27 protein-coding genes are annotated in these 24,742 nt (G+C 69.5%); 15 read left to right on the top strand and 12 right to left on the bottom strand.

Going from position 1 to position 24,742, the window contains the following annotated elements; all coding sequences use genetic code 11:
• Positions 1-15 precede the first annotated feature (15 nt).
• From R0232_RS37205 to R0232_RS37235, 7 genes are read right to left on the bottom strand one after another with little or no spacing between them, the layout of a single operon-like run.
• Positions 16-1,179 (bottom strand): acyl-CoA dehydrogenase family protein, encoded by a 1,164-nt coding sequence (locus tag R0232_RS37205; protein ID WP_209539686.1) that lies wholly within the window; start codon positions 1,177-1,179, stop codon positions 16-18.
• Positions 1,176-2,180 (bottom strand): branched-chain amino acid ABC transporter permease, encoded by a 1,005-nt coding sequence (locus R0232_RS37210; RefSeq protein ID WP_431514232.1) that lies wholly within the window; start codon positions 2,178-2,180, stop codon positions 1,176-1,178. The genes R0232_RS37205 and R0232_RS37210 overlap by 4 nt, the downstream gene beginning before the upstream one ends.
• Positions 2,180-3,052, bottom strand: a complete 873-nt coding sequence (locus R0232_RS37215) for a branched-chain amino acid ABC transporter permease (RefSeq protein ID WP_093352387.1) — start codon at positions 3,050-3,052, stop codon at positions 2,180-2,182. The genes R0232_RS37210 and R0232_RS37215 overlap by 1 nt, the downstream gene beginning before the upstream one ends.
• Entirely contained in the window at positions 3,049-3,795 is a 747-nt protein-coding gene (locus R0232_RS37220; protein WP_208508049.1) for an ABC transporter ATP-binding protein, read from the bottom strand. The genes R0232_RS37215 and R0232_RS37220 overlap by 4 nt, the downstream gene beginning before the upstream one ends.
• A complete protein-coding gene (locus tag R0232_RS37225) occupies positions 3,792-4,598 on the bottom strand; it encodes an ABC transporter ATP-binding protein (RefSeq protein ID WP_256222912.1) in 807 nt (268 codons plus the stop codon). Before R0232_RS37225 ends, R0232_RS37220 begins: the two co-directional genes overlap by 4 nt.
• A 7-nt stretch (positions 4,599-4,605) precedes the next feature.
• Positions 4,606-5,757, bottom strand: coding sequence for an ABC transporter substrate-binding protein (locus R0232_RS37230; protein ID WP_209539688.1), 1,152 nt, complete (start codon positions 5,755-5,757; stop codon positions 4,606-4,608).
• A 44-nt stretch (positions 5,758-5,801) separates the two neighbouring features.
• Positions 5,802-6,968 (bottom strand): ABC transporter substrate-binding protein, encoded by a 1,167-nt coding sequence (locus tag R0232_RS37235; RefSeq protein ID WP_296784877.1) that lies wholly within the window; start codon positions 6,966-6,968, stop codon positions 5,802-5,804.
• 235 nt (positions 6,969-7,203) lie between these two features.
• Between R0232_RS37235 and R0232_RS37240 the strand changes: the two genes are divergently transcribed.
• Genes R0232_RS37240 through R0232_RS37275 form a run of 8 tightly spaced genes read left to right on the top strand, consistent with a single transcriptional unit; the run spans position 7,204 to position 14,517 of the window.
• Positions 7,204-7,971 (top strand): SDR family NAD(P)-dependent oxidoreductase, encoded by a 768-nt coding sequence (locus R0232_RS37240; RefSeq protein ID WP_203207048.1) that lies wholly within the window; start codon positions 7,204-7,206, stop codon positions 7,969-7,971.
• Positions 7,972-8,025: 54 nt separating this feature from the next.
• The gene (locus tag R0232_RS37245) at positions 8,026-8,790 is read left to right on the top strand and encodes a crotonase/enoyl-CoA hydratase family protein (RefSeq protein WP_431514233.1); all 765 of its coding nucleotides are present in this window, start codon (positions 8,026-8,028) and stop codon (positions 8,788-8,790) included.
• A gap of 4 nt (positions 8,791-8,794) precedes the next feature.
• Positions 8,795-9,184: a Zn-ribbon domain-containing OB-fold protein gene (locus tag R0232_RS37250; RefSeq protein WP_431514234.1), complete on the top strand. Its 390-nt coding sequence runs from the start codon at positions 8,795-8,797 to the stop codon at positions 9,182-9,184.
• A complete protein-coding gene (locus R0232_RS37255) occupies positions 9,181-10,341 on the top strand; it encodes a thiolase (protein WP_431514235.1) in 1,161 nt (386 codons plus the stop codon). Before R0232_RS37250 ends, R0232_RS37255 begins: the two co-directional genes overlap by 4 nt.
• Before the next feature lie 7 nt (positions 10,342-10,348).
• Positions 10,349-11,209 carry a MaoC/PaaZ C-terminal domain-containing protein gene (locus R0232_RS37260; protein WP_431514236.1) on the top strand — a complete coding sequence of 287 codons (861 nt, stop codon included), beginning with the start codon at positions 10,349-10,351 and terminating at the stop codon, positions 11,207-11,209.
• Between the two features lie 11 nt (positions 11,210-11,220).
• Positions 11,221-12,462, top strand: a complete 1,242-nt coding sequence (locus tag R0232_RS37265) for a CaiB/BaiF CoA transferase family protein (RefSeq protein ID WP_431514237.1) — start codon at positions 11,221-11,223, stop codon at positions 12,460-12,462.
• The gene (locus tag R0232_RS37270) at positions 12,459-13,439 is read left to right on the top strand and encodes an NADPH:quinone oxidoreductase family protein (protein ID WP_431514238.1); all 981 of its coding nucleotides are present in this window, start codon (positions 12,459-12,461) and stop codon (positions 13,437-13,439) included. Before R0232_RS37265 ends, R0232_RS37270 begins: the two co-directional genes overlap by 4 nt.
• A 4-nt stretch (positions 13,440-13,443) precedes the next feature.
• Entirely contained in the window at positions 13,444-14,517 is a 1,074-nt protein-coding gene (locus tag R0232_RS37275) for an NAD-dependent epimerase/dehydratase family protein (protein WP_431514239.1), read from the top strand.
• Positions 14,518-14,535: 18 nt separating this feature from the next.
• Here R0232_RS37275 and R0232_RS37280 read toward each other — a convergent pair whose 3' ends face one another.
• Both R0232_RS37280 and R0232_RS37285 read right to left on the bottom strand, forming a co-directional pair.
• Positions 14,536-15,525, bottom strand: coding sequence for a Bug family tripartite tricarboxylate transporter substrate binding protein (locus R0232_RS37280; protein WP_431514240.1), 990 nt, complete (start codon positions 15,523-15,525; stop codon positions 14,536-14,538).
• A gap of 60 nt (positions 15,526-15,585) precedes the next feature.
• On the bottom strand, positions 15,586-16,608 hold the full coding sequence (locus tag R0232_RS37285) for a cyclase family protein (protein ID WP_431514241.1): 1,023 nt from the start codon (positions 16,606-16,608) through the stop codon (positions 15,586-15,588).
• Between the two features lie 290 nt (positions 16,609-16,898).
• Here R0232_RS37285 and R0232_RS37290 point away from each other — a divergent pair, with 290 nt between their 5' ends.
• Positions 16,899-17,609 carry a hypothetical protein gene (locus tag R0232_RS37290; RefSeq protein ID WP_431514242.1) on the top strand — a complete coding sequence of 237 codons (711 nt, stop codon included), beginning with the start codon at positions 16,899-16,901 and terminating at the stop codon, positions 17,607-17,609.
• 63 nt (positions 17,610-17,672) lie between these two features.
• A complete protein-coding gene (locus tag R0232_RS37295; RefSeq protein WP_431514243.1) occupies positions 17,673-17,882 on the top strand; it encodes a hypothetical protein in 210 nt (69 codons plus the stop codon).
• Between the two features lie 147 nt (positions 17,883-18,029).
• On the opposite strand, the gene R0232_RS37300 is transcribed toward R0232_RS37295, so the two are convergent.
• Positions 18,030-18,911, bottom strand: coding sequence for a LysR family transcriptional regulator (locus R0232_RS37300; RefSeq protein ID WP_431514244.1), 882 nt, complete (start codon positions 18,909-18,911; stop codon positions 18,030-18,032).
• Positions 18,912-19,062: 151 nt separating this feature from the next.
• Here R0232_RS37300 and R0232_RS37305 point away from each other — a divergent pair, with 151 nt between their 5' ends.
• The 4 genes from R0232_RS37305 to R0232_RS37320 all read left to right on the top strand — a co-directional run bounded on the left by R0232_RS37305 (position 19,063) and on the right by R0232_RS37320 (position 21,240).
• On the top strand, positions 19,063-19,716 hold the full coding sequence (locus tag R0232_RS37305) for a hydrolase (RefSeq protein ID WP_208508035.1): 654 nt from the start codon (positions 19,063-19,065) through the stop codon (positions 19,714-19,716).
• A gap of 242 nt (positions 19,717-19,958) precedes the next feature.
• Positions 19,959-20,315 carry a hypothetical protein gene (locus R0232_RS37310; protein ID WP_431514245.1) on the top strand — a complete coding sequence of 119 codons (357 nt, stop codon included), beginning with the start codon at positions 19,959-19,961 and terminating at the stop codon, positions 20,313-20,315.
• Between the two features lie 76 nt (positions 20,316-20,391).
• Positions 20,392-20,790: a hypothetical protein gene (locus R0232_RS37315; protein ID WP_431514246.1), complete on the top strand. Its 399-nt coding sequence runs from the start codon at positions 20,392-20,394 to the stop codon at positions 20,788-20,790.
• A 69-nt stretch (positions 20,791-20,859) separates the two neighbouring features.
• Positions 20,860-21,240 carry a hypothetical protein gene (locus R0232_RS37320; protein WP_208508032.1) on the top strand — a complete coding sequence of 127 codons (381 nt, stop codon included), beginning with the start codon at positions 20,860-20,862 and terminating at the stop codon, positions 21,238-21,240.
• 652 nt (positions 21,241-21,892) lie between these two features.
• On the opposite strand, the gene R0232_RS37325 is transcribed toward R0232_RS37320, so the two are convergent.
• On the bottom strand, positions 21,893-22,684 hold the full coding sequence (locus R0232_RS37325; RefSeq protein WP_431514247.1) for an SDR family NAD(P)-dependent oxidoreductase: 792 nt from the start codon (positions 22,682-22,684) through the stop codon (positions 21,893-21,895).
• A gap of 39 nt (positions 22,685-22,723) precedes the next feature.
• The gene (locus R0232_RS37330) at positions 22,724-23,671 is read right to left on the bottom strand and encodes an alpha/beta fold hydrolase (RefSeq protein ID WP_431514248.1); all 948 of its coding nucleotides are present in this window, start codon (positions 23,669-23,671) and stop codon (positions 22,724-22,726) included.
• A gap of 119 nt (positions 23,672-23,790) precedes the next feature.
• Between R0232_RS37330 and R0232_RS37335 the strand changes: the two genes are divergently transcribed.
• Positions 23,791-24,687 carry a LysR family transcriptional regulator gene (locus R0232_RS37335; RefSeq protein WP_398491310.1) on the top strand — a complete coding sequence of 299 codons (897 nt, stop codon included), beginning with the start codon at positions 23,791-23,793 and terminating at the stop codon, positions 24,685-24,687.
• The last annotated feature ends 55 nt before the right edge of the window (positions 24,688-24,742 follow it).

Below are 24,742 nucleotides of genomic sequence, written 5' to 3' on the forward strand. Positions count from 1 at the left end.
CTTCTCTTTCGTGATTCACTTCACCCGATCTTCCGCCTCCTTGCGCACGGCGCGTGACAACACCAGCCGCTGGATTTCGGACGATCCCTCGTAGATCTCGAGGATGCGCTGGTCGCGGTACAGCCGTTCCGCGACCGTCGGCTTGCAGTAGCCCATGCCGCCCCAGATCTGGACCGCATTGTCCGCCGCCCGGTGGGCCACCTCGGAAGTGAAGAGCTTGGCCATGGCGCCGAGGTTCGAGACGTCGGCGCCGGCGTCGTAGGCGCGCGCGGCCTCGTACAGCATCATGCGGGCGGCCGAGATCTCGGTCGCCATGTCGGCCAGCTTGAAGCCGATGCCCTGGTTCTCGCCGATCGGCTGGCCGAAGGTGCGGCGCTCGACCGCGCGCTGCGAGGCCTCGCGGAAGGCTGCGAGCGCCAGCCCCATCGACTGCGCCGACACCATGATGCGGCCCACGTTGAGCGTCTGCAGCGCCAGCCGCAGCGCGCGGTTGAGCTCGCCGATGCGCGCGCTGTCGGGCACCACCACGTCGACGCGCAGGTTCGAGGTCTGGGTGCCGCGGATGCCCATCTTGTCGGACAGCTCGTCGACGACCGCGCCAGGCTTCTCCTTGTCGACCATGAAGGCCGAGATGCCGCGCCCGCCCGCGGCCGGGTCGGTCTTGGCGAACACCACGTAGTAGCGCGAGGCGCCGCCGTTGCCGATCCAGTACTTCTCGCCGCGCAGGCGCCAGCCCTCGCCCTCGCGCACCGCCGTGGCCTCGATGGCCGCGGCATCCGAGCCCGCCACGCGCTCGGACAGCGCGAAGCTGGTGGCGCGGCCCTGCGTCATCTCGCGCAGGTAGAAGTCCTTCTGCGCGTCGGTGCCGGCCAGCAGGATCGGGAAGGCGCCGAGCTGGTAGGCGCACATGATCGCGGCGGTCGACGCGCAGTGCATGCCCAGCGTCTCGACCGCGGCCACGGTGGCGGTCAGGCTCTGGCCCTCGCCGCCCCACTGCGTGGGCAGGAACAGGCCGGTGAAGCGGTGCGCCACCAGCGCTTCGATGGTCTCCCACGGATAGCGCTGGTCGCGGTCGAGCTCGGGCGCCAGCGGCGCGAAGCGTTCGCGCCCGAGGCGGTCGGCCAGTTGTTGCCAGCGGGTGGCGGCGTCGTCGAGCGATGGGGTCCAGATCACGGTCACTTGGGAGTCTCCAGGGTGGTCAAAGAAGGTGTGGCCGGGGCGGCGCGCGCGCGGAACAGGCGGCCCAGCGGACGCGCCAGGCCCATCAGCCCCTGCGGAAAGAAAGCCAGGATCAGCACCAGCACGCTGCCCAGCACGATCTTGTCGACGTAGCCGCCGAGCGAGAAGAACTTCTCCTGCACCAGCACCAGCGCCGTCGCCAGCAGCGGGCCCAGCAGCTGCCGGCGCCCGACCAGCACCACGGCCGTCAGCATCAGGATCAGGAAGTAGTTCTCCAGGATGTCGGCACTGACGTAGGCACGCTGGTAGGCGTAGAGCCAGCCGGCCAGCGCGCTGATCGGCGCCGAGAACAGGAACACCTGCAGCCGCACGCGCGCCGGATCGATGCCGCCGATGGTCGCGAGCCGCGGGTTCAGGTGGGTCATGATGGCCGCCGCGCCGAGTTGCGAGTGGCGGAAGCGGTCGACCAGGTAGATCACCGCCACCAGCAGCGCGAAGGCATAGGGCCAGAGCTCCTTGTCGTTGCGCGCGGTCAGCGTCAGCGGCCCGATCGAGAGGTCGAGCATCGGCAGCCCGCGCACGCCGTCGGAGCCGCCGAGGAAGGCCCAGTTGGCCGCCAGCGTCATCGCCACCACCGCCATCGCGTAGGTGACGAGCGAGAACACGAACTCGCGCAGCCGCAGCGTCACCAGCCCGATGGCCGCGGCGAACACCAGCGCCAGCGCGATCGAGGCCCCGAGCGTGGCCCAGGAGCCGGCACCGGCGCGCGTGGACAGCAGTGCCGTGGTGTAGGCCCCGACCGCGAAGAACACGGTGTGGCCGAGGCTGACCTCGCCGAGGTCGGAGACGATCACGTCGAGGCCGTAGGACAGCACGGCCAGGATCGCGATCAGCACGGCCGCGCTGTAGACCGAGGCGCCGCCGCCGAGCCAGCCCGGCGCGAACAGCACGAGCACGGCGACGATGGGCAGCGCGGCGCGCTGCGGACGCAGGCGGGTCATCAGTGCACTCCCCCGCGCGCGCCGGCGCCCAGGCCGCCGGGCCGCAATACCAGCACCGCGATCAGCACCAGGAAGGCCGCGGCCGTGGTGTAGGCCGGCGAGACCAGCGCGCCGAACAGCGCCGTGAAGATGCCCAGCGCCACGCCCGCCACGTAGCTGCCCGCCACGCTGCCGATGCCGCCGAGCACCACCACCACGAAGGTCATGATGACCTCCTCGAAGCCCATCGAGGTGAGGATCGGCGTGCGCGGCGCGACCATGCCGGCCGCGAACGCGACCGCCGCGCCCTCGAACGCGAACACGCCGTAGTAGACGCGCCGCACGTTGACGCCGGCGAGCTGCGCCAGCTTCGGGTCTTCCGCCACCATGCGCACCAGCCGCCCGGTGCGGGTGCCGTCGAGCGTCCACTTCAGGCCGATGAAGACCGCGATCGCCGCCAGCACGATGGCCGCGTCCTGCCAGGTCAGCCAGAGATCGCCGATGTCGATCTCGCGCTGCGACAGCGCGGTCTCGAGGATCTGGCCGGTGGAGCCGAAGATCAGCGCCGCCGCGCCCTGCAGCACGTAGCCGAAGCCCAGCGTCATGATCATGATCGAGACCAGGTTCTGCTCGAAGGTGGCGCGCAGCATCACGCGCTGCATCGCCACGCCGAAGGCCGCGCCCACCGCCATGGCGATCGGCAGCGCCAGCGCGTAGGGCACGCCGGCGCGCGTCACGGCCCACCAGCTGACGAAGGCGCCGAGCATGTACATCTGGCCGTGGCCGAAGTTCACCAGGCGCGCCACGCCCAGCAGCACGGTCCAGCCGATCGCGACCAGCGCGTAGGCATGGCCGAGCACGATGCCGTTGATGAGTTGTTGCAACAGGTTCATGCCGCGTGGGCTCCGAGGTAGGCTTGCGCGATGCGCGGGTCGTTGCCGAACTCGGCCGCCGGTCCCTCGAGGACCACGCGGCCGCGCTCCAGCAGCACGAGGCGGTCGACCACCTCCATGGCGGCGCGCACGTTCTGTTCGACCAGCAGGATGGAAAGGCCCGAGCGGGCCAGCGTTCGCATGGTCTGCAGCACCTGCGAGACCAGCATCGGCGCCAGGCCGATCGAGGGTTCGTCGAGCAGCAGCAGGCGCGGGCCCATCATCAGCGCGCGCCCGATGCCCAGCATCTGGCGCTCGCCGCCCGAGAGCTGCGCGCCCAGGTGGCCGCGGCGCTCGTGCAGGCGCGGGAACAGGCCGTAGATCTCCTCGCGCGTGTAGACCTTGCGCCCGGGCGCGGCCAGCGGCGCGAAGGCGGTCGAGAGGTTCTCCTCCACGCTCATGCGCGAGAACACCAGCCGCCCCTCGGGCACCAGCAGCAGCCCGGCGCGCACGCGGTCGTGCGTGGGCCAGGCATCGATGCGCTCGCCGTTCAGCACCACCTCGCCGGCCACGCGCGGATCGCCGCGCGACCAGCCCGCGAGCGCGTTCACCAGCGTCGACTTGCCGGCCCCGTTGGCGCCGATCACGCCGAGGATCTCGCCGCGGCCCACGCGCAGCGCATCGAGCGCCACCGCGCGGTTGCCCGCGTAGGAGACCGCGAGGCCGCGCACCTCGAGCACCGTGTCCTGATCCGTGCGGCTCATTGCGCCTTCCCCAGGTAGGCCTCGCGCACGCGCGGATCCCGCTGGATCTCGGCCGGCGTGCCGTAGGCGAGTTGGCGGCCCAGGTCGAGCACGCAGATGCGGTCGGCCACGGCCATGATCAGTTCCATGTGGTGCTCGATCACCACCAGCGCCACGCCCTCGCGCTTGAGCGCGGACAGCAGTGCGACCAGCGCCGCCATGTCCTCGCCGCCCAGGCCCGCGGCCGGCTCGTCGAGCAGCAGCACGCTGGCGCCCGCGCCGTAGGCCAGCGCGATCGACAGCATGCGCTGCACGCCGTAGGGGATCTCCTTCGGGCTCATCGCGTGATAGAGCGCCGGGATGCCGAAGCGCACCAGCTGGCGCGCCGCGAAGTCCTCGGCCTCGCCGCGCCGGCGCGCGGCACCGACCGGATTGAGCACGCTCGACCACAGCCCCGCGTGCGCCTGCGCGCCGAGCACGGCGACGAAGTTGCCGAGCACGCTGAGGTCGTCGAAGAAGGCGTTCTGCTGGAACGCGCGCTTCAGGCCCAGGCCCGCGAGGCCATAGGGCGGCACCGCCGTCACGTCGCGCCCGTGCAGGCTCACGCGGCCGCCGCGCCGCACCATCGCGGTCACGGCGTCGTAGCACGAGCTCTTGCCGGCGCCGTTCGGGCCGATGATGCCCAGCAGCTCGCCGGGCGCCACCTCCCAGCCCACGCCGTCGAGCGCGACCAGCGCGCCGTAGCGCACGCCCAGGCCCTCCACGCGCAGCGCAGGCGGGGCGGTGGCGTTGCCGGTGGCCGGGTTCATCGCATCGCTGTGCATGCCCGGCTCACTGCTGCACCACGATCTTGCGGCCGTCCACCTTGAACAGGTAGTGGTGCGACAGCAGCTGGCCGTTGGGCTCGAAAGTCAGGTCGCCCATCACCGTGCCCTTGAAGCTGCCGCCGCGGATGCGCTTGGCGATCGCCTCGCGGTCCAGCGTCTTGAGCTCGTTGGCGGCCATCGCCCACACCTGCAGCGAGGTGGCGCCCAGCGCCATGAACTTGTCGGGCGTGTACTTGAAGAGCTCCTGCGTCTTCGCCACGAAGCGCTGGTTGGCGGGGTTCGAGACGAAGGGCTCCACCGCCGGGAAGTAGATGTCGGCGCTGACCAGCCCGTGCGCGGCATCGCCGGCCACGTCGATCACGCTGGGCGCGACCGTGCCCACCGCGGCCACCAGCGCGCCCGGCAGCCGCGACTGCTTGGCCTGGCGGATGATCGCAGGCATGCCCAGGCCCTCGTTGGCGTTGATCGCCACCGTGATGTCGGGGTTGGCGGCGCGCACGTTGGTCAGCGCCACGCGGAAGTCGGCCTGCGCGAACGGGAATTTCTCCTCCGCCACCTTCTCGTAGGCGTAGCCGAGCTTCTTGAGCTCGCCCTCGATCGATTCCTGCGCGCCGTTGCCGTAGGCGTCGTTCTCGGTCAGGAAGGCGACGCGCTTGGCCTTCACCACCTTCGCGATGTAGTTCGCGATCACCGCGCCGTCCTGCGAGTTCGAGCTGTTGAGCCGCACCGCCAGCGGATTGCCTTCGCCCGAGAGGATCGGGTCGGCCTTCGAGACCGCCGTGATGTCGAGCACGCCGGCGCGCGCGATCACCGGCTGCATCGCGAGCGTGACCGGGCTGTTCCAGCCCTCGATGATCACCGCGACGCCCGAGCTCACGAGCTCGGTGGCGCGCGAGACGCCCACGGCCGGCGTCGACTCGTCGTCGCGCGAGACGATCTCGATGCGCCGGCCCAGCACGCCGCCGCTCTCGTTGATGACCGCCGCCATCGCCTGGATCGCCTGCGTCACGTGCTGCCCCTGCGGGCCCGCGCCGCCCGACAGCGGGAAGATGGTGCCGACCTTGACGGTCGGCGGCGTCTGCGCCTGGGCCGGCGCGAGGCCGAACAGCGCGAGGCCCAGGCCCGCCGCCGTCATCAGGTTCCGAATCAGCTTCATGGTGTGTCTCCAGCTCGTTATGGAAGGGAAAGGCTCTTCGTCGTCTATCGGCCGGCCGGCTTCTGCACGACGATCGCGCCGTTGCTGACCGTGAAGGCATGGGTGGGCAGCTGCAGCTGCCCGTTGGGCGCGAAGCTCACGTCGCCGAACACCGTGCCCTTGAAGCTGCCGCCGCGGATGCGGCGCGCCAGCGGCTCGCGCTCCAGCGTCTTGAGTTCGTTCGCCGCCATGGCCCAGAACTGCAGCGCGGCCGCGCCCACCGCCATGAACTTGTCGGGCGTGCGCTTGAACATCGCCTGCGAGCGCGCGACGAAGCGCTTGTTGACGGGATCGGAGGCGAAGGGCTCGACGTCGGGAAAGTAGATGTCCACGCCGGCCACGCCGTTGGCGGCCTCGCCCGCCACCGAGATCACGCTCGGCGCCACCGTGCCCAGCGCCGCGAGCAGTTGGCCCGGCACGCGGCCCTGCTTGAACTGGCGCAGGATCGCGGGCATGCCCAGGCCCTCGTTGGCATTGATCGCGACGGTCACGTCGGGGTTGGCGGCGCGGATGCTGGTCAGGGCGATGCGGAAGTCCGACTGCGTGAACGGGAACTTCTCCTCGGCCACCTTCTGGTAGTCGTGGTTCAACGCCTTGAGCCCGGCCTCGATCGCCTGTTGCGTGCCGATGCCGTAGGCGTCGTTCTCGGTCAGGAAGGCGATGCGCCGGCCCTTGAAGCCGGTGGCGATGGCCTGCGCGACCGCGGCGCCGCCCTGCGAGTTGGAGGCATTGAGGCGGATCGCGAGCGGGTTGCCCTCGCCAGAGAGCACGGCATCGGCGCTCGCGAAGGTCGTGATGTCGAGCACGCCGGCGCGCGCGATCACCGGCTGCATCGCCAGTGCCACCGGGCTGTTCCAGCCTTCGATGATCACGGCCACGCCCTGCCCGATCAGTTCGTTGGCGCGCGACACGCCGACCGCCGGCGTCGATTCGTCGTCGCGCACCAGGATCTCGATGGGCCGGCCGAGCACGCCGCCGGCCTCGTTGATGAGCGCGGCCATGGCCTGGATCGCCTCGGTCACGTGCTGGCCCTGCGGCCCCGCGCCGCCCGACAGCGGAAGGATCACGCCGACCTTGATCGGCGCGGGCGACTGCGCCATCGCGCCCGCTCCCGAAGCCAGTGCCGCCGCGGCGATCGCGGCCATCGAAAACATGCGTCGTGTCGGATCCATCTCGTCTCCTTGCGCGGTGCGCGACCTCGGGCCAGGCGGCACGCGTCGTGCCGCGGAGCGAACATACCATTGAGTATTTAATCGGGTCAACGCCATCGCGATGAAAGAACCCTAGGCGAATACCCTATAGGACAGGTGGCATGGGATGCGAATCCATCGCGGTCTCGTTGCAACGATACCCATCGGTATGTATCATGAACCGACGCATCTTCCCAACTGCACAAGGCAAGCACTCATGAACACAGAAGGAATCAGCGCGCTCGTCACCGGCGGCGCATCGGGCCTGGGCCTGGCCACGGTCCATCGGCTGCACGCGGCAGGCGCCAGCGTGGTGATCGCCGACCTGCCCTCCTCGCAGGGCGAGGCCATCGCGAAGAGCCTCGGCGAGCGGGTCCGCTTCGCGCCCGCCGACGTCACCAGCGAGGTCGACATGAACGCGGCCTGCGACGTGGCCGAGTCCTTCGGCCCGCTGCGCGTGCTGGTGCACTGCGCGGGCCGCGGCGGCCCGGTGCGGCTGGTCGACAAGGACGGCAGCCCGGGGTCGCTCGAGACCTACGAGAACATCGTGCGCATCAACCTGGTCGGCACCTTCAACACGCTGCGGCTGGCGGCCACGCGCATGGCGCGCAACGAGCACACGGCCGAGGGCGAGCGCGGGGTCTGCGTGCTGACCGCCTCGGTGGCGGCCTACGAGGGCCAGATCGGGCAGATCGGCTATGCCTCGTCGAAGGCCGGCGTGGTGGGCCTGACCATCGTGGCGGCGCGCGACCTCGCGAGCAAGGCGATCCGCGTGTGCACCATCGCGCCCGGCATCTTCGACACGCCGATGCTCGCGCGCGTCTCGGAGGCGGCGCGCCTCTCGCTCGGCGCCTCGGTGCCGCATCCCTCGCGGCTGGGCACGCCCGACGAATACGCGCAGCTCGCGCTGCACATCGTGAGCAACCCGATGCTCAACGGCGAAACCATCCGGCTCGACGGCGCGCTGCGCATGGCGCCGCGCTGAATCGCCCGCCCCCCCCCGTTCACCCCTCTCCCTTCTCTCCCAGAGGAAGCACCCATGACCGAAGAAGTCCTCGTCGACAGCAGCGACGGCATCCTGACCATCACCATCAACCGCCCGCAGGCGCGCAACGCGGCCACGCTCGCGGTGGCGCGCGGCATCGCGGCCGCGCTCGACGAGCTCGACCGGCGCGACGACCTGCGCATCGGCATCCTCACCGGTGCCGGCGGCACCTTCTGCGCCGGCATGGACCTCAAGGGCTTCCTGCGCGGCGAGCGCCCCAGCATCGAGGGCCGCGGCTTCGGCGGCCTGACAGCGAAGCCGCCCGTGAAGCCGCTGATCGCCGCGGTCGAGGGCTATGCGCTGGCCGGCGGCTTCGAGCTGGTACTGGCCTGCGACATGGTGGTGGCGGCCGACAACGCCCAGTTCGGCGTGCCCGAGGTCAAGCGCGGCCTGGCCGCGACCGCCGGCGGCCTGGTGCGGCTGCCGCGCCAGCTGCCCTACCGCATCGCGCTCGAGCTCGCGCTCACGGGCGACATGTTCCCGGCCGCGCGCGCCTACCACTACGGCCTGGTCAACCGGCTCGCCGCGCCCGGCGAGGCACTGGCCGAGGCGCGCCGGCTGGCGCAGACCATCGCGGCCAACGGCCCGCTGTCGGTGGCCGCGAGCAAGCGCGTGGTGGTCGAATCGCAGGACTGGCCCGCCGCCGAGGTGTGGGAACGCCAGGCCGCGCTGACCGAGCACGTGTTCAGCTCGGCCGATGCGCGCGAGGGCTCGGCCGCCTTCGCCGAGAAGCGCAAGCCCGTGTGGCAGGGCAAGTGACGCCATGGCCACCGACACCCGATTCGACGGCCCCGGCCCCGATGCGCAGTACCTGCAGGCGCTGCAGGAAGGCCGGCTGATGCTGCAGCACTGCGAGGACTGCGCCGCGGTGCGCTTTCCGCCCGCGCTGGTGTGCCGCGCCTGCGGCAGCCCGCGGCTGCAATGGCGTGCCTCGCCGGGACTGGGCAGCGTGTATTCGCTGACCACCGTGCGCGACCGCGCGGGCGACTACAACGTGGCGCTGGTCGACCTCGAGGGCGGCGCGCGCATGATGAGCCGCGTGGAGGACGTCTCGCCCGAGGCGGTGCGCATCGGCCAGCGCGTGCGGGCGCGCATCGTGGCTGGCGAGGAGCCCTTCGTGGTCTTCGCGCCGGCCGAGGGAGACGCGCCATGAGCCGCGCGACGCATTCCCTGCGCGGCCGCGGCGCCATCGTCGGCATCGGCAACACGCGGCGCTGGAACGCGCCCGGCCGCACGCCCTTCGACCAGTTGCAGGAAGCGGCCGTGCTCGCGCTCGAGGACTGCGGCCTGCGCATGTCGCAGGTCGACGGCCTGTTCTGCGCCATGTCGACCTCGGGCCTGCCGGTGCTCAACGTCGCGGAGCGCCTGGGCATCAAGCCCCGGCATGCCGACGGCACCATGGTCGGCGGCGCCTCCTTCCTGTTCCACCTGCAGTCGGCGCTGATGGCGCTCGAGCTCGGCCTGTGCGAAGTCGCGCTGATCTGCTACGGCTCCAACCAGCTCACGGCCGGCGGCAAGCTGGCCTCGATGCCCGATCCGCAGCCCTACGAATCGCCGTTCCGTCCGCGCTATCCGCTGTCGAGCTACGCGCTGGCCGCGGCGCGCCACATGCACCAGTACGGCACCACGCGCGAACAGCTGGCCGACGTGGCGGTGGCCGCGCGCGACTGGGCGCGGCTCAATCCCGATGCCTTCGCGCGCGATCCGCTGAGCCGCGCCGAGGTGCTGGCCTCGCGCATGATCAGCGACCCGCTGACCAAGGCCGACAGCTGCCTGGTGACCGACGGCGGCGCGGCGCTGGTGCTGACGCGCGCCGAGCGCGCGCGCGACATGCCGCGTCCCGCGGCCTACGTGCTGGGCACCGGCGTGGCCGTGAGCCACCGCCAGATCTCGGCCATGCCCGACCTCACGACCACCTGCGCGGTCGAGTCGGGCCAGCGTGCCTATGCGATGGCCGGCGTGGGCCCGAAGGACATCGACCACCTGATGGTCTACGACGCCTTCACCATCAACACGCTGCTGTTCCTCGAGGACCTGGGCTTCTGCGCCAAGGGCGAGGCCGGCGCGATGGTGTCCTCGGGCGCCATCTCGCCGGGCGGGCGGCTGCCGGTCAACACCAACGGCGGCGGCCTGTCGTGCAACCACCCGGGCATGTACGGCCTGTTCACCGTGATCGAGTCGGTCGAGCAACTGCGCGGCAGCGCCGGCGCGCGGCAGGTCGAGGGCGTCGAGATTTCGCTCGCGCATGCCAACGGCGGCGTGCTGTCGAGCCAGGCCACCGCCATCCTCGGCACGGCCGCCACCTTGTGAGGACCGCATGACCATCGACCCCGAACGGCTGCTGGCCGCCCAGATCCCGCGGATCGAGCAGCACTACGACTGGCAGCAATGCATCGTCTACGCGCTGGGCATCGGCGTGGGCCTGGACCCGATGGACGAGGCCGACCTGGCCTTCGTCGACGAGACCCGGCTGAAGGTGCAGCCCACCATGGCCAACGTGATGGGCTACCCCGGCTTCTGGATGCGCGACCTGCCGCTGGGCCTGGACTGGGTGCGCACGGTGCACGGCGAGCATTCGACGCGCATCCACCGGCCGCTGCCCGCCAAGGCCTCGGTGCGCGGCACCAGCCGCATCGTCGACCTGATCGACAAGGGCGAGGGCCGCGGCGCGCTGATCTTCGTCGAGCGAGAGATCGCCGACATGCACAGCGGCGAGCTGCTGGCCACCGTGCGCCAGACGGTGTTCTGCCGCGGCGACGGCGGCTTCGGCGGCGAGCGCCGCGCGCAGCCCGCGCCGCACGCCATACCGGCGCGCGAACCCGATGCCGCGATCGAGCTGCCGACCTCGCCGCAGTCGGCGCTGATCTACCGGCTGTGCGGCGACTACAACCCGCTGCATGCCGTGCCGGCGATCGCGCGCGAGGCCGGCTTCGCGCGCCCGATCCTGCATGGCCTCGCGACCTTCGGCGTGGCGGGCCACGGCATCGTCAAGCGCTGGTGCGACGGCGACCCCGCCGCGCTGCGCGAGATGGGCGGGCGCTTCTCCTCGCCCGTGTTCCCCGGCGAGACGGTGCGGCTCGAACTCTGGCGCGAGGGACCGACCCGCGCCGCCTTCCGCGCCAGCGTGCCCGCGCGCGGCGCCGTGGTCATCGACAACGGCCATCTCGAAACCGCCTGAGGACACACCCGATGAGTGGACTGCTTTCGAAAATCCGCGTGCTCGACCTGAGCCGCGTGCTCTCGGGCCCCTGGGCCACGCAGATGCTGGCCGACTTCGGCGCCGACGTGATCAAGGTCGAGCGCCCCGGCATCGGCGACGACGTGCGCCAGCAGGGCGCGCGCCTCAAGGACCGCGGGGGCGGCGAGACGCAGGAGCGCTCGACCTTCCTCGCGCTCAACCGCGGCAAGCGCTCGATCGCCATCGACATGGCCAAGCCCTCGGGCCAGCGGCTGATCCGCCGGCTCGCGGCCTGCGCCGATGTGGTGGTGGAGAACTTCAAGGCCGGCGACCTCGCGCGCTACGGGCTCGACCACGCCTCGCTGGCGCGCGTCAATCCCAAGCTGGTGTATTGCTCGATCAGCGGCTTCGGCCAGTCGGGCCCCTACAGCGCGATGCCGGGCTACGACCTGATCTTCCAGTCGATGAGCGGCGTGATGAGCCTGACCGGCATTCCCGACGGCGAGCCCGGCGCGGGGCCGCAGCGCGCGGGCTACCCGGTGTCGGACACCACCGCGGGCTTCTACGCCACCATCGGCATCCTGGCCGCGCTGCACCACCGCGACACGGTCAGCGGCGTGGGCCAGTACATCGACCTCGCGCTGCTCGACGCGCAGGTGGCCGCCACATCCTCGATGGCGATGAGCTACCTGGTGGCCGGCCAGTTGCCGCAGCGCGTGGGCATCCGCTCGCAGCTGACCTGCCCCTACCAGGACTTCGCCTGCGCGGACGGGCCGATGATGATCGCCGTGGGCAACGACTCGCAGTTCGTCTCGCTCGCGCGCGTGCTCGGCCATCCCGAATGGCCGGCCGACCCGCGCTTCGCGACCACGCCCGAACGCGTGGCGAACCGCGAGGCGCTGGTGCCCGCGATCGCCGACATCCTGCGCCGGCAGCCGCTCGCCCACTGGCTGCCGCTGCTGCGCGAGGCCAACGTGCCCAGCGGCCCGATCAACGACTTCCGCCAGGTGTTCGACGATCCGCAGATCCGGCATCGCGAGATGGTGCGCGAGATCGCGCATCCGCTGTCGGGCTCGCTGTCGGTGGTGGCCAATCCGCTGAACTTCTCGGCCACGCCGGTCGAATACAAGCGGCCGCCGCCGCTGCTGGGCCAGCACACGCACGAGGTGCTGCGCGAGCTGCTCGCCATCGGCGACACCGAGCTCGCCGAGCTGGACGCCGAAGGTGCGATCGCGCAGGGGGAACGGCCATGAGGGCGGTGCTCTGCAAGCAGTTCGGGCCGCCCTCCTCGCTGGTGGTGGAGGAGGTGCCCTCGCCCGTGGCGGGCCCGGGCCGGCTGGTGGTCTCGGTCAAGGCCTGCGGCGTCAACTTTCCCGACACGCTGATCATCCAGGGCCAGTACCAGTTCAAGCCCGAGCTGCCGTTCTCGCCCGGCGGCGAGGTCGCCGGCATCGTCAAGTCGGTGGGCGAAGGCGTCACGCAGTTCAAGCCCGGCGACCGCGTGATCGCCGCCACCACCTGGGGCGGCTATGCCGAGGAGGTGGTGGCCGAGGCCGCGCGCACGCTGCCGATGCCCGATGGCATGGACTTCGCGACCGCCGCGGCCTTCACGCTGACCTACGGCACCTCGCACCATGCGCTGAAGGACCGTGCCGTGCTGCAGCCCGGCGAGACGCTGCTGGTGCTCGGCGCCGCGGGCGGCGTGGGCCTGGCGGCGGTGGAACTCGGCAAGGCGATGGGGGCACGCGTGATCGCGGCGGCCTCGAGCCCGGCCAAGCTCGCCGTGTGCCGCGACCATGGCGCCGACGAGCTGATCGACTACGCCGCCGAGGACCTGCGCGAGCGCATCAAGGCGCTGACCGGCGGCCGCGGCGTCGACGTGGTCTACGACCCGGTCGGCGGCGACTACAGCGAGCCCGCGCTGCGTGGCATGGCCTGGCGCGGCCGCTTCCTGGTGGTGGGCTTCGCGGCCGGCCGTATCCCGAGCCTGCCGCTGAACCTGCCGCTGCTCAAGGGCTGCGCTGTGCTCGGCGTGTTCTGGGGCGCCTTCACGCGCAACGAGCCCGAGCTCAATGCCGCCAACCTGCGCGAGTTGATGCAATGGGTCGGCGACGGGCGGCTGCGGCCGCATGTCTCGGCGCGCTATCCGCTCGAGCGCGCGGCCGATGCGCTCGACGACCTGGTGCAGCGCCGCGTGCACGGCAAGGTCGTGCTGACCACGGAGGGCTGAGGCCATGGACAAGGTGCTGGTGGTGGGCGCGCTCGGCGTGGTCGGGCGCGCCGCGATGGAACGTTTCGCGGCCCGGCCCGGCCTGCATGCCGTGGGTCTGGCGCGCAGGCGGCCCGACTTCGCGCCCGACGCGACCTGGGTCTCGGCCGACCTGCGCGATGCACGGGCCACGCGCGATGCGCTGGCGCCGCACCGCGATGCCACGCACCTGGTCTATGCCGCGCTCAACGAGCAGCCCGACCTGCTGCAGGGCTGGCGCGCGAGCGAGAACATCGAGCTCAACAATCGCATGCTGCGCCACACGCTCGACGCGCTCGAGGGCGCGCCCCTGCGACACGTGACGCTGCTGCAGGGCACCAAGGCCTATGGCGTGCACACGGGCCGGCCGATGCGCGTGCCCGCGCGCGAACAGGACGCGGTGCGCGACCACGCCAACTTCTACTTCGACCAGCAGGACCTGGTGGCCGAGCGCGCGGCGCGCGCGGGCTTCGGCTGGACCGTGTTCCGGCCGCAGATCGTGCTGGGCGTGGCGACCGGCAGCGCGATGAACCCGGTGGCCGCGATCGGTGCCTACGCGGTGCTCGCGCGCGAACGCGGCCAGCCGCTGGCCTGCCCCGCCCATCCGCACCTGCTGACCGAATGCACCGACGCGCGCCTGATCGCCAAGGCCATCGAATGGGCCTGGCACGAGCCGCGCGCGCACGGCGAGGCCTTCAACATCGCCAACGGCGACGTGGTGGTCTGGGCCAGCCTGTTCGAGCGGCTGGCGGCCTTCTTCGAGATGCCGCTGGGCGAAGCCACGGGCGTGCGCCTGCGCGAGGAGATGCCCGCGCAGGCCGCGCTGTGGCAACGGATCGCGCAGCGCGAGGGCCTGCGCGAGCGCGATCTCGATGCGCTGATCGGCCTGTCGTGGCAGTACGCCGAGGCGACCTGGGCCGCGCGGCGCCCGCTCGCGCTGCCGCCGCTGGTGTCCACCGTCAAGCTGCGGCAGGCCGGCTTCGGCGACTGCATCGACACCGAGCAGTGCATCGTCGAGCACCTGCAGGCGATGCGCGACTTGCGCTACCTGCCCGGCTAGGCAGGCAGCGCCGGGGATTCACTCCGCCTTGATGTTGAGGCGCGTGATGAGCTCGCCCCACTTCTGGCTCTGCTGCTGCGTCACCTCGATCAGCTCGGCCGGCGTGCTCGCCTTGGCCTCGTTGCCGATCTTGTGCATCGCATCGGCGAAGCGCTTCGAGGTCGTGACCTTGCGCAGCGCGGCATTGAGCTTGTCGATCACCGGCTTGGGCGTGCCGGCCGGCGCGAACACCGCATACCAGGTCTCGCCCACGATCGAGGGATAGCCGAGCTCCTTGAAGGTCGGCACCTCGGGCATCAGCGGCTGGCGGTCGGCGCTGAGCACCGCGATCGCGCGGTACTTGCCCGCGTTCACGTTCGGCAGCGCGCTCGTGAGCGCCTCCACGTTCGAATCGACTATGCCGCCGATCATGTCCATGGTGGCCGGCGCCGCGCCCTTGTAGTGCACCTGCGTCATCTTCACGTCGAGGCCGGTGGCGATCAGCTCGCCCAGCAGGTGGACCATGCTGCCCTGGCCGTTGGTGGCGTTGTTGATCTTGCCGGGGTTGGCCTTGGCATAGGCGACGTACTCGGCCACCGTCTTCGCGGGGAAGTCCTTCTTCACCACGAAGGCGAAGGGCACGGTCGCGACCGCCGCCACCGGCGCGAAGTCCTCGAGCTTGTAGGGCAGCTTGTCGATCAGGTGCGGCGTGGTGGTGAAGGTGCTGCCGGCCGACAGCAGCAGCGTGTGGCCGTCCTTGGGCGCACGCGCCACGAACGAGGCGCCGATCGCGGTCGCCGCGCCGGCCTTGTTGTCGATGATGAAGGTGCCGCCCATCGCCTCGCCGAGCTGCACCGCGAGCTGGCGTCCCACCACGTCGCTGGTGCCGCCGGGCGGGAACGGCACGACCAGCGTGACGGGCTTGGTCGGCCAGTTGGCCGCGGCATCGGCCTGCGCCGCCGCGGCCAGCGGCAGCAGCGGCAGGGCCAGCGCGGCGGCCAGCGCCAGGGTCTTCGGTCGGATTCGCATGTGTCTTGTCTCCTTCGTTCTTCGTCGTTCTTTGTCGGTTCGCGTGTAGATGCGCGCGCTTCAGACCGTCGCCACCGGCGTGACCGGCGAGCCCACCGCGCCCGGCAGCCGCAGCGGCGGCGCGGTCAGCAGGAAGCTCGAGCGCTCGTGCGCGCGCAGCCATTGCGCGAGCTCGGCGAAGTACCAGAGTTCGCCCAGGTGCAGGCCGAGCTTGAAGAGGCAATGCGCATGCAGCGGCAGCCCCGGGTACGAGCCGTTCGCGCCCGGCCGGGCCGGATAGGCCTCGACCGCGAAGTTGTCGGCGCAGATCGCGACGATGCCCGAGTCGGTGATCCACTGCAGCAGCTTCTCGTCGCGGCCGTCGAGCACCGCGCACGAACGCGCCAACACCTCGCCGCCGGGCTGCTTGTTCATCTCGAGGATCAGGTCGGCGAAGCCGGTGTACAGGCACAGGAAGTCGCCCTGCTCCACGCTCGCGCCCTGCGCCTCGAGCGCGGCCATCAGGCCGTCGTAGCCCACCAGCGCGCGCTCGCGGCCGTGGATGCGTTCGAGGTCGACCAGCACGCCGCGGCCCTGCACGCCGGCCGTGGCCATGCGCTCGATGCCGATGGAGCGCGCGCCCCAGCCGCGTTCGGCGTCGTCGGGGCCGACGATCTCGATGCCGGCGCGAAAGCCGTTGTAGTAGACCTTCTCGGGCCGGCCGTCGCCGTCGGCGTCGAACATCTGGCCCACGTGGCCGAGGCCGTCCCACTGCGTCGAGTACTGCAGGAACATCAGCACCGCGTCGTCCGAGATCACGTCGCAGAAGCAGTCGTTCACGTTCGACAGCCGGTAGTTGAAGTTGAAGCTGTCGCCGCGCTTCTCGTAGACGAACTTCGGCGCCTTGCGGTGCTGGAACAGCGTGTTGCCGCCCGGAAAGTCGAGCGGCAGGCTCAGGCAGAACGCCGTGCCGTGCTCGACCTCGCGGAAAGCGCGCAGGCGCGTGGCCGGTGTCAGCAGGTTCATGCGGCCGATCTGGTCGTCGGGGCCGAAATCGCCCCAGTTCGATCCTTCGGGGCGGTGTTGCCAGCGTGGCTTGTCCATGGGCGGAGCTTTCTTGAAGAGAGAGGCCAAAGAAGGGCTGCGCGCGTGGAGTCGTGTCCCGTCTGCCGGCAGCAGACGAAACATACTATTAGGTATGGCACGCAGTCAATCGAGGCTGACCCTCGGGCTCGAGGACAGGTTCTATATCGATCCCTTGACTATTAAGCGCCGATCATTGCCTTTCCTCTCGATAGATACCACTCGGTATGTACTGGCAGGGGATGGCTCGTGCGAGAACGGTCCGTCACCGATACGAATGCGATGGCAGTCGCCGCCGATACCATCGGTCCATGCCGAGCGATCCCTCCTCCTCTCATCCCCACGCCCCGGAACCGCCCGAGGCCCTCTCTGCGACTGCGCGACAGACGCTCGATGCGTATCTCGCGCGAATCGACGGCCAGGACTTCTCCGGCGCGTCATTGCTTTCCGCCGCCGACATCGTCCGCTGGAGCCTGGACCTGCGATCGCTCCCGATACCGCGCCGGCTCGACGGCCTGGTGCTCGACGATCCGCAGACGAGCAACCATCACCTGCTGCTGACCGCGCCGCCGCTGGCCGGCGCGGTCCTGTACCTGAGCCATGACGGCGACTCGCGCGTGGTGTTCGCCGACGTCGAGGACTTTCTCGACGCGGTCCGGCGCGCCGCCGCCGACGATGGGGAGATCGAGGACTTCCATCCCTCGGTATCGCCGCCCGCCGGCGACCAGGCGGGCGTGGGCGCGCTGATCCGCTCGCTGCTCGCCTCCGCGGACGACGAGGATGCGGCCGTTGCCTTCATTCCCTCGCTGGACCTGCGCGATACCGGGCTGCTGCGCGAGCTCGCGTCGCACGAGAACTTCTTCGTGGTGGAAGCGCTCGCGGTGGAGATCGCGAAGCGTCCGTCCGAAGCGCTGCGCGAGATCGCATCGATATGCGCAGCGCACGCGCACCCGCAGGCGGCGAATGCGGGCAAGCGGGCCGTGGCGGCGGTGGAGCGGTGGACGCGAGACGGACACCGTTAGGATCGGCGCCGTCTGCCCTTACCCTCCTGCCGTTCGATTCGCGACGTCCTCTACTACTCGCTGATGTTCCTGCTGGGATTCACCTGGTACCGGTTCGGGCAGAAACTGCTCGCGAGAGGCAACCGCGACGAGAACGACGAACTCACCAAGGGCTTCGTCGGGCCAGTCGGCTTTCTCGTGGCGGGCGCGATTGCGTGCTACCTGCTCGTCGCTACCTTGCGTGCGCTCATCCGCGGCGAAGTACCGTGCCTCGGCAAGGGCTGCTCGGCGTAGGTGTACACGCTGGCGATGCATGCGGGCGAGTACTGGTCGAACGTCTTCTACGTGGTGTGGCTGGTGCTCGCGCTGGGGTGTGCGCTGTGTGTGACGCTCAAGATCTGGTTTCGGGTCTGACGCGCCGGAGACCGACGAGGCACCCGCTCAGCCGGGATGCGACAACCGCTCGCAGTGCTCGATCAGCAGTTCGGTCAGCACGCGTATCTTCCTGGCCGGATGCTGGCCAGGCGGCCGGATGACGTAAGCCCCCGCGGGGGGCGGTGGATAGCGCGTCATGACCGGCACCAGCGCACCGGCGGCCACGTATTCGTGCGTGAGCCAGTCCGGCACATAGGCGATCCCGAGGCCTGCCACCGCGGCGGCGACCAGTGCCGTGCCGTTGTCGGCCTTGAATCGTCCCTGCGGTCGGACCGTGATGATCCGGTCGCCGTCCATCAGTTGCCAGGCCTCGGTGCCCTGCATCAGCGCTTCATGGGCACCGAGTTCGTCCGGGGTCTCGGGCGACCCGTGCGTGCTGATGTAGCTCGGGCTCGCCACGAGCTTGCCGTAGATCGGGCCGACGCTTCTTGCAATGAGGTTGGAGTCCTCGAGATAGCCGACCCGGATCGCGCAGTCGAAGCCTTCGGCGATCAGATCGACGAATCTGTCGCTGTAGCAGGTCTGGATGTGGAGCTGGGGATGACGCTTCGCCATCTCGGCGAGCATGGGCGCGAAGTGCGTCGGGCCGAAACTCAATGGCACCGCGATCCTCAGGCGGCCGCGAAGCTCGCCCGCGGGCAGGATCGTCTCCATGGCCGTGTCGATGTCGACGCAGACCTTGGCCGCGTAGTCGCGGAACGTGCTGCCGGCTTCCGTGAGCGCCGCGCCGCGCGTGGATCGCGCGAGCAGTTGAACACCCAGTTCCGCTTCGAGCCGAAGCAGTCGCCGACTCACCATCGACTTGGAGATGCCCAGTCGCACCGCCGCCGGCGACACCCCTCCAGCACTGGCCACTTCGACGAATGTACGCAGGTCCTCGATGTCCAAGCTGGCGTTCCTCCAATCGCGACACAGTTCGCCGAAGAATGGTACTACCGGGCCAAGAGCGGGATCGCAATACTCCCTGCGGACGGCATCGCCACGAGCGGTTCCGTCGTCCAGAACCCTTCCGCTGACAGCGGCAACACAGGAACCAGCCATGACTTCTCGCAACGGCCTCTCTTCGCTTCTTCGTCCCGAAGACTCGGTCCTCGTCCTGATCGACCACCAGCCCTACCAGCTCGCGAACCTGAACAGTCACGAACCGCAGATGGTCATCAACAACACCGTCGGCCTCGCGAAGGCCGCCAAGGCCTTCGGCGTCCCCACCATCCTGACGAGCGTGATCGCCGAGCGCGGCGGCCTCCTCTTTCCCCAGCTCACCGAGGTCTTCCCCGGGCAGGAGGTCATCGACCGTACGTTCATCAACACCTGGCAGGACAAGGCCGTGGTCGATGTGGTCAAGGCCACGGGCCGCAAGCAACTGATCATCGCGGGCCTGTGGACCGAGGTCTGCGTCGCGATGCCGACGATCCAGGCGCTCGGCGAAGGCTGGGACGTCACCGTGGTCACCGACGCGTCCGGCGGCGTCTCCGTCGAGTCGCACCAGGTCGCGATCCAGCGAATGATCGCGGCCGGCGCGAACATGCTCACCTGGCTCGCGGTCGCCTCGGAATGGCAGCGCGACTGGGCGCGCACCGAGAGCGCCGCTGCATTGACCCAGGTGATCACGCAACACGCGGGAGGCAGCGGCATCGCATACCTCTGGGAACAGCAGTTGCTCAACACGCCGGTGCCTGCCAAGGCGGCCTGACGGAAACAAGGGGGATGGACGCGCTTCCGTCGAGGCGTTGCGAAGGCTGAGCGCCGGCTCGAGCCACTTCATCCCCGAAAGGCCTGGGCGCTCGCGCATGGACCGCGGCCAGGCCGAATGGCGCGGACGGCATCGGGACAACCGAGGAGCCGGCTGTCGGAAAATGCGGCGAAGGCCACGCCGTGGCCGCGACGGCTTCGTGACGAATCCGTGCTTTCGACCGCCCTCGCCCCTTCGATGCCATGCGTGACTTTCTCTATTACTCGCTGATGCTCCTGCTGGGATTCGCCTGGTACCGCTTCGGGCAGAACCTGCTGAAGAAAGGCAACCGCGACGAGAAGGACGAACTCACCAAGGGCTTCGTCGGACCGGTCGGCTTCCTCGTGACGGCCGCCATCGCGTGCTATCTCTTCGTCTCCACCTTGCGCGCGCTGATCCGGGGCGAGGTGCCGTGCCTCGGCAAGGCCTGCTCGGGGCAGGTGTATGCGCTGGCGACGCATGCGGGGGAGTATTGGTCGAACGTCTTCTACATGGTGTGGCTCGTTCTCGCGCTGGGGTATGCGCTGTACGTGACGTTCAAGATCTGGTTCCGGGTCTGATGCCCGGCCTTGGACGAGAATTGCCCACCGGCCGATGCATGAGGCCGGCGTGACCCGTCATGCAAGGAATCGACCCATGCGCCTGTACAGGCTGTTCACCCCGATGATCGTTTCGACCGCCGCCTTGTGCGCGGGGGTCGCGAGCGCGGCCGAACTCTGTTCCCGGGCTTCACCGCGTGCGGGCGCCGAAGTCACCCACACGCACGGCTTCGATTTCATCGTCGATCCCCAGCCGGTTCCGAATGCGTTCACCGGTTGCCAATACGGCTGGATCGGCGATGGCAATGCGCCGTCCACCATGGAGAGGGTCATCACCGCCTACTACGTCGCTGGCCGCGTGCGGTGGTACGAAGCGCGCTGGCCCGATCGCCCGCTGCATCGTTGCGTATACGAAGGCGGTGTCATCGCGCCCGGCAAGTCCGTCAATGCTCCGGCATGCCCGGTCAAGGAAGCCGATGCCCAGGTGCCGCGTTGAAGCGGGAGCAACATCGATACCATCGACGGTAGATCCATTCGTCGCGCCCCACCTGCACAACTTCGACAGATGCATATGAAGCAAGGTCTATGGTTCGCGCTCGCCGTGCTCGTCTCGTCGACCCACGCCACGGAGAACCGCGGTGCGGAACAACAACTCGCCTACTGTGTCGCGCTGGCCTCCCGGACCGTGGAAGACATCTCCAAAGACGGAACGCGTGCCGCCGCGATGCGCTGGATGCGCTTGTCGGCGCGCTACATCGACAGGCTCGAGGAACTGGCTCCCACGACCGCCCAGCGCCGCGCCTTGCTGGATCGGGCGCTCGAAGACATCGACGCCGAGAATGCGCGGCTTCGAGCGTCGGAGCGGCCACTCTTCGAATCCATTCGAAGCACCGATCAGGCGCTCGCCGCCTGTGACGAACTGGCTGCAGCAAGGCCCCGCCGATAGCTCCTCACATGTTGAGAATCCCGGATTCCGTGTACGCACCAGACGAAAAAGCGCGAGCGACACGTCGACGGACATGGATCGGCGTGCAGCTGCTCGTCACGCTTCCATTTCTGTTCGCACTGAGCATAGCCACCGAGATGCTGTTCGCACAACCTGGCAAGGGCTACAGAACACCCTCCGGAACCTACGTTGCCTGTGAAGCTCTGGCACCAAGGGCCAAGAGCTACTCGCCCCTGCGTTGCGCCCCCTTTGGATCGATGGGGACCAACCCCGCCGGCTTCGCGTTGGCCATCGCATCGCTGGGCCTGCTCAGCGCCGTCATCTGGGTGAGCTGCAGACCTGGCCGCGGGTTCCGCTTCTCACGGTAGGCCAACACCGATCGTGCAGCGCCATCCGATCGATGTTCGTTGCTACGATCCCGCACTCAGTCACCGCGGCCACACACGACGCACGCCGAAGGCGCCCGATGCGGATCGGCGGCCATGTCGCTGCGTGCTCGCTCACCACTGCCGCACCACCATTGCGCGTCTCCTCGCGATCGTTGAGCCCGTTGTCGGGTGTCGAGCCCGCATCGCCAGGCGGCGTACACCGCCCTGCGATTCGACCGCACGATACCAAAGACGGCCTCGAGGAGCGCCCCGCGCCAGCGAGCTCAGAAGGCGCTCTTGACCACGCCCCCATCCACGCGAAGCGCCGCGCCCGTGGTCGCCGACGCGAGCGGACTCGCCACATAGGCCACGAGCGAGGCCACCTCCTGCGGCGAAGCAAAACGCTTGATCAGCGAGGTCGGGCGAACATGGTCGAAGAACTCCGCCTCGACCTGCTCGAAGCTCTTGCTGCTCGAGCGCGCCATGCCCTCGACGAAATCGCCGACGCCGCGCGATTTCGTCGGTCCGGGCAGCACGCTGTTCACCGTGATGTTCGTGCCGGCGGCCGATTCCGCGAGCCCGCGCGACACCGCGAGCTGCGCGGTCTTCGTCACGCCGTAGTGGATCATCTCGGTCGGTATCTGCACCGCGCTTTCGCTCGAGATGAAGATGATCCTGCCCCAGTTCGCCCGCTTCATCTCCGGCAGCACCAGGCGCGCGAGGCGCACGCCGCTCAGCACGTTGACGTCGAAGAAGCGCAGCCAGTCCTCATCTGGAATGTCCTCGAAGGCCTTGGCCTCGAAGATGCCGAGGTTGTTGACGAGGATGCCGATGCCGGGATGGCGGCGCACGAGTTCCTCGGCGGCGTCGGCGCGGCTGAGATCGCCGGCGTAGCCGACCACCGTGCCCTGCGTCTGCGAGCGGATGCGCTCCACCGCCTCGTCGACCGCGGCCTGCGACCGGCCGTTGACGATGACGCCGGCGCCCTCCTGGGCCAGCGTGTGCGCGATCGCATAGCCGATGCCGGCCGTGCTGCCGCTGACCAGGGCCAGCTTGCCCTTCAGTTGAAGATCCATGTCGATGCTCCTTGTGTCGATGACGAGACGGGTTTCCTGTCAGCCCAGGAAATTGACCAGCGCGGGAATGACCTGGTCGGGCGCCTCCTCCATCAGCCAGTGGCCGGATCCCTTGACGATCACGCCCTGCACGTTGGTCGCGACCATCTTGCCCTGTTCGATCAGGAAGGTGCCACCGGCTTTTTCCCCGGAGAGCACCAGCATCGGCATGGGCAGCGGCGTCTTGCCCAATTCGGCGAACTCGGCCGCGTCCTGCTCGAAGGCCTTGAAGTATTCGAAGCCGGCGCGCATGCCGCCGGGCTGCGCATAGGCCTTGGCATAGAAGCGGCGATCGGCCTCGGGCACCGAGCGCTTGGGGTCGGCCGCGAAGTCGTTCCAGAAATGCTCGAAGTAGATGCGCTCGCGTCCGTGCACCAGCGCCAGCGGGGTCGCGCCGTGGAAATGGAAGTGCCAGAGGTCGCGCAGCAGCCAGACGTTCTGCCATTGGCCGATGCCGGGCAGGAAGGCGTCCATGAGCACCACCTTGTCGGTCTCCGAAGGGAACTGCGCGGCATAGGCGTAGGCCACCATCAGGCCGATGTCGTGGCCGACGATGCTCACGTTGCGGATGCCGAGCGACTTGACGAGCTCGTGGATGTCGACGGCCATGTTCTTCTTGCCGTAGCCGCTCTCGGGCTTCGATGAGTTGCCCGCGCCGCGCAGGTCGGGCACGAGCACGGTGTGCGTCTTGGCCAGCAGCGGCATCAGCGGGTTCCACATGTGGCCGGTCTCGGCATAGCCGTGCAGCAGCACGATGGCCGGCCCGGTGCCGCCGATGCGGTAGTCGATGCGGGTGCCGTTCACCTCGGCGCTGCCTGCGCGAAAGCCTGGCACCGCATCAACGGTGGGCGCGGCGTGCACCACGGGGCCGAAGCTCAGCGCGGCGCCGAATGCGGCGGCGCCGGCGATCAGCGCGCGGCGGGTGGGGGCGGGATGGGGGGTGTTCATGTCTGGGCCTTTCGGTCTGTTTTGGGGGTGAAGCGAATTTATGATTCAGCTTCACTTCCAGAAAGGCCCCAAAAGTGGTTTACTCATTCAGCTTTTATGAATGATTGGAGCCCGGGGCCATGGACCGATTGCGTGCGTACGAGGTGTTCGTGACCGTGGTCGCGCGCGGCAGCTTCGTCAAGGCGGCCGATGCGCTCGATACCTCACCGGCCAACGTGACGCGCTACGTCAACGAGCTCGAAGCCCACCTGCGCACGCGGCTGATCAACCGCACCTCGCGCCGCCTGTCGCTCACCGAGGGCGGCGAAGCCCTGTTCGACCGGGCGAAGTCGATCCTCGAGGAGGTGGCGGAGACCGAGGCGCTCGCGACCACCGCGTCGCTGCAGCCGCGCGGGCGGCTGCGCCTCAATGCGCCGCTGAGTTTCGGCAGCCTCGTGCTGGCACCGCTGTGGCCGAAGTTCATGGCGAAGTACCCCGATGTCGAACTCGACATCGCGCTCATCGACCGCGTGGTCGACATCGTCGAGGAGGGCTACGACCTCGCGATCCGCATCTCGCGGACCACCTCGGGCAATCACATCGCGCGCAACCTGGGGCGCTCGCAGAACCTCGTGTGCGCCTCGCCCGACTACCTGGCGAGGCATGGCATGCCCGAGGTGCCCGCGGACCTGTCGCGGCACCTGTGCCTGGGCTACACCTACGGCGCGACCTCCGACGAGTGGCAGTTCGCCGGCCCCGGCGGGTCGCTGGAATCGGTTCGCGTGCGCTGGGCGCTACGGGCGAACAACGGCCAGACCGCGCGCGCCGCGGCACTTGCCGGCGCCGGCGTCATCTGGCAGCCGAGCTTCGTGCTCGGCGATGACGTGAAAGCCGGTCGACTGGTCGAAGTCATGCCGGGCTATCACATGCCCCCCATCGACATCCTGGCGATCTACGCCAGCCGTCGCCATCTCAGCGCGAAGGTGCGGGTGATGGTCGACTTTCTGGTCGATGCCTTTCAAGGGGCGACGCTTTAAAGCAGCGAATGCGTGGCGAAACAGGTATTCGATCAGCTTTGCCTGCCCGGTGTAC

This window comes from Variovorax sp. DAIF25 (assembly GCF_050711835.1).
Classification (GTDB): Bacteria; Pseudomonadota; Gammaproteobacteria; order Burkholderiales; family Burkholderiaceae_C; genus Variovorax.

Excerpts from the sequence above, each read along its gene's own strand:
- R0232_RS37255 (WP_431514235.1), top strand. The coding sequence starts at position 9,181 with ATGAGCCGCGCGACGCATTCCCTGCGCGGCCGCGGCGCCATCGTCGGC.
- R0232_RS37305 (WP_208508035.1), top strand. The coding sequence starts at position 19,063 with ATGACTTCTCGCAACGGCCTCTCTTCGCTTCTTCGTCCCGAAGACTCG.
- R0232_RS37285 (WP_431514241.1), bottom strand. The coding sequence starts at position 16,608 with ATGGACAAGCCACGCTGGCAACACCGCCCCGAAGGATCGAACTGGGGC.
- R0232_RS37250 (WP_431514234.1), top strand. The coding sequence starts at position 8,795 with ATGGCCACCGACACCCGATTCGACGGCCCCGGCCCCGATGCGCAGTAC.
- R0232_RS37325 (WP_431514247.1), bottom strand. The coding sequence starts at position 22,684 with ATGGATCTTCAACTGAAGGGCAAGCTGGCCCTGGTCAGCGGCAGCACG.
- R0232_RS37330 (WP_431514248.1), bottom strand. The coding sequence starts at position 23,671 with ATGAACACCCCCCATCCCGCCCCCACCCGCCGCGCGCTGATCGCCGGC.
- R0232_RS37215 (WP_093352387.1), bottom strand. The coding sequence starts at position 3,052 with ATGAACCTGTTGCAACAACTCATCAACGGCATCGTGCTCGGCCATGCC.
- R0232_RS37240 (WP_203207048.1), top strand. The coding sequence starts at position 7,204 with ATGAACACAGAAGGAATCAGCGCGCTCGTCACCGGCGGCGCATCGGGC.
- R0232_RS37225 (WP_256222912.1), bottom strand. The coding sequence starts at position 4,598 with ATGCACAGCGATGCGATGAACCCGGCCACCGGCAACGCCACCGCCCCG.
- R0232_RS37275 (WP_431514239.1), top strand. The coding sequence starts at position 13,444 with ATGGACAAGGTGCTGGTGGTGGGCGCGCTCGGCGTGGTCGGGCGCGCC.
- R0232_RS37335 (WP_398491310.1), top strand. The coding sequence starts at position 23,791 with ATGGACCGATTGCGTGCGTACGAGGTGTTCGTGACCGTGGTCGCGCGC.
- R0232_RS37260 (WP_431514236.1), top strand. The coding sequence starts at position 10,349 with ATGACCATCGACCCCGAACGGCTGCTGGCCGCCCAGATCCCGCGGATC.
- R0232_RS37210 (WP_431514232.1), bottom strand. The coding sequence starts at position 2,180 with ATGACCCGCCTGCGTCCGCAGCGCGCCGCGCTGCCCATCGTCGCCGTG.
- R0232_RS37295 (WP_431514243.1), top strand. The coding sequence starts at position 17,673 with ATGTTCCTGCTGGGATTCACCTGGTACCGGTTCGGGCAGAAACTGCTC.
- R0232_RS37320 (WP_208508032.1), top strand. The coding sequence starts at position 20,860 with ATGCATATGAAGCAAGGTCTATGGTTCGCGCTCGCCGTGCTCGTCTCG.
- R0232_RS37245 (WP_431514233.1), top strand. The coding sequence starts at position 8,026 with ATGACCGAAGAAGTCCTCGTCGACAGCAGCGACGGCATCCTGACCATC.
- R0232_RS37230 (WP_209539688.1), bottom strand. The coding sequence starts at position 5,757 with ATGAAGCTGATTCGGAACCTGATGACGGCGGCGGGCCTGGGCCTCGCG.
- R0232_RS37290 (WP_431514242.1), top strand. The coding sequence starts at position 16,899 with ATGCCGAGCGATCCCTCCTCCTCTCATCCCCACGCCCCGGAACCGCCC.
- R0232_RS37235 (WP_296784877.1), bottom strand. The coding sequence starts at position 6,968 with ATGGATCCGACACGACGCATGTTTTCGATGGCCGCGATCGCCGCGGCG.
- R0232_RS37220 (WP_208508049.1), bottom strand. The coding sequence starts at position 3,795 with ATGAGCCGCACGGATCAGGACACGGTGCTCGAGGTGCGCGGCCTCGCG.
- R0232_RS37315 (WP_431514246.1), top strand. The coding sequence starts at position 20,392 with ATGCGCCTGTACAGGCTGTTCACCCCGATGATCGTTTCGACCGCCGCC.
- R0232_RS37310 (WP_431514245.1), top strand. The coding sequence starts at position 19,959 with ATGCGTGACTTTCTCTATTACTCGCTGATGCTCCTGCTGGGATTCGCC.
- R0232_RS37270 (WP_431514238.1), top strand. The coding sequence starts at position 12,459 with ATGAGGGCGGTGCTCTGCAAGCAGTTCGGGCCGCCCTCCTCGCTGGTG.
- R0232_RS37280 (WP_431514240.1), bottom strand. The coding sequence starts at position 15,525 with ATGCGAATCCGACCGAAGACCCTGGCGCTGGCCGCCGCGCTGGCCCTG.
- R0232_RS37265 (WP_431514237.1), top strand. The coding sequence starts at position 11,221 with ATGAGTGGACTGCTTTCGAAAATCCGCGTGCTCGACCTGAGCCGCGTG.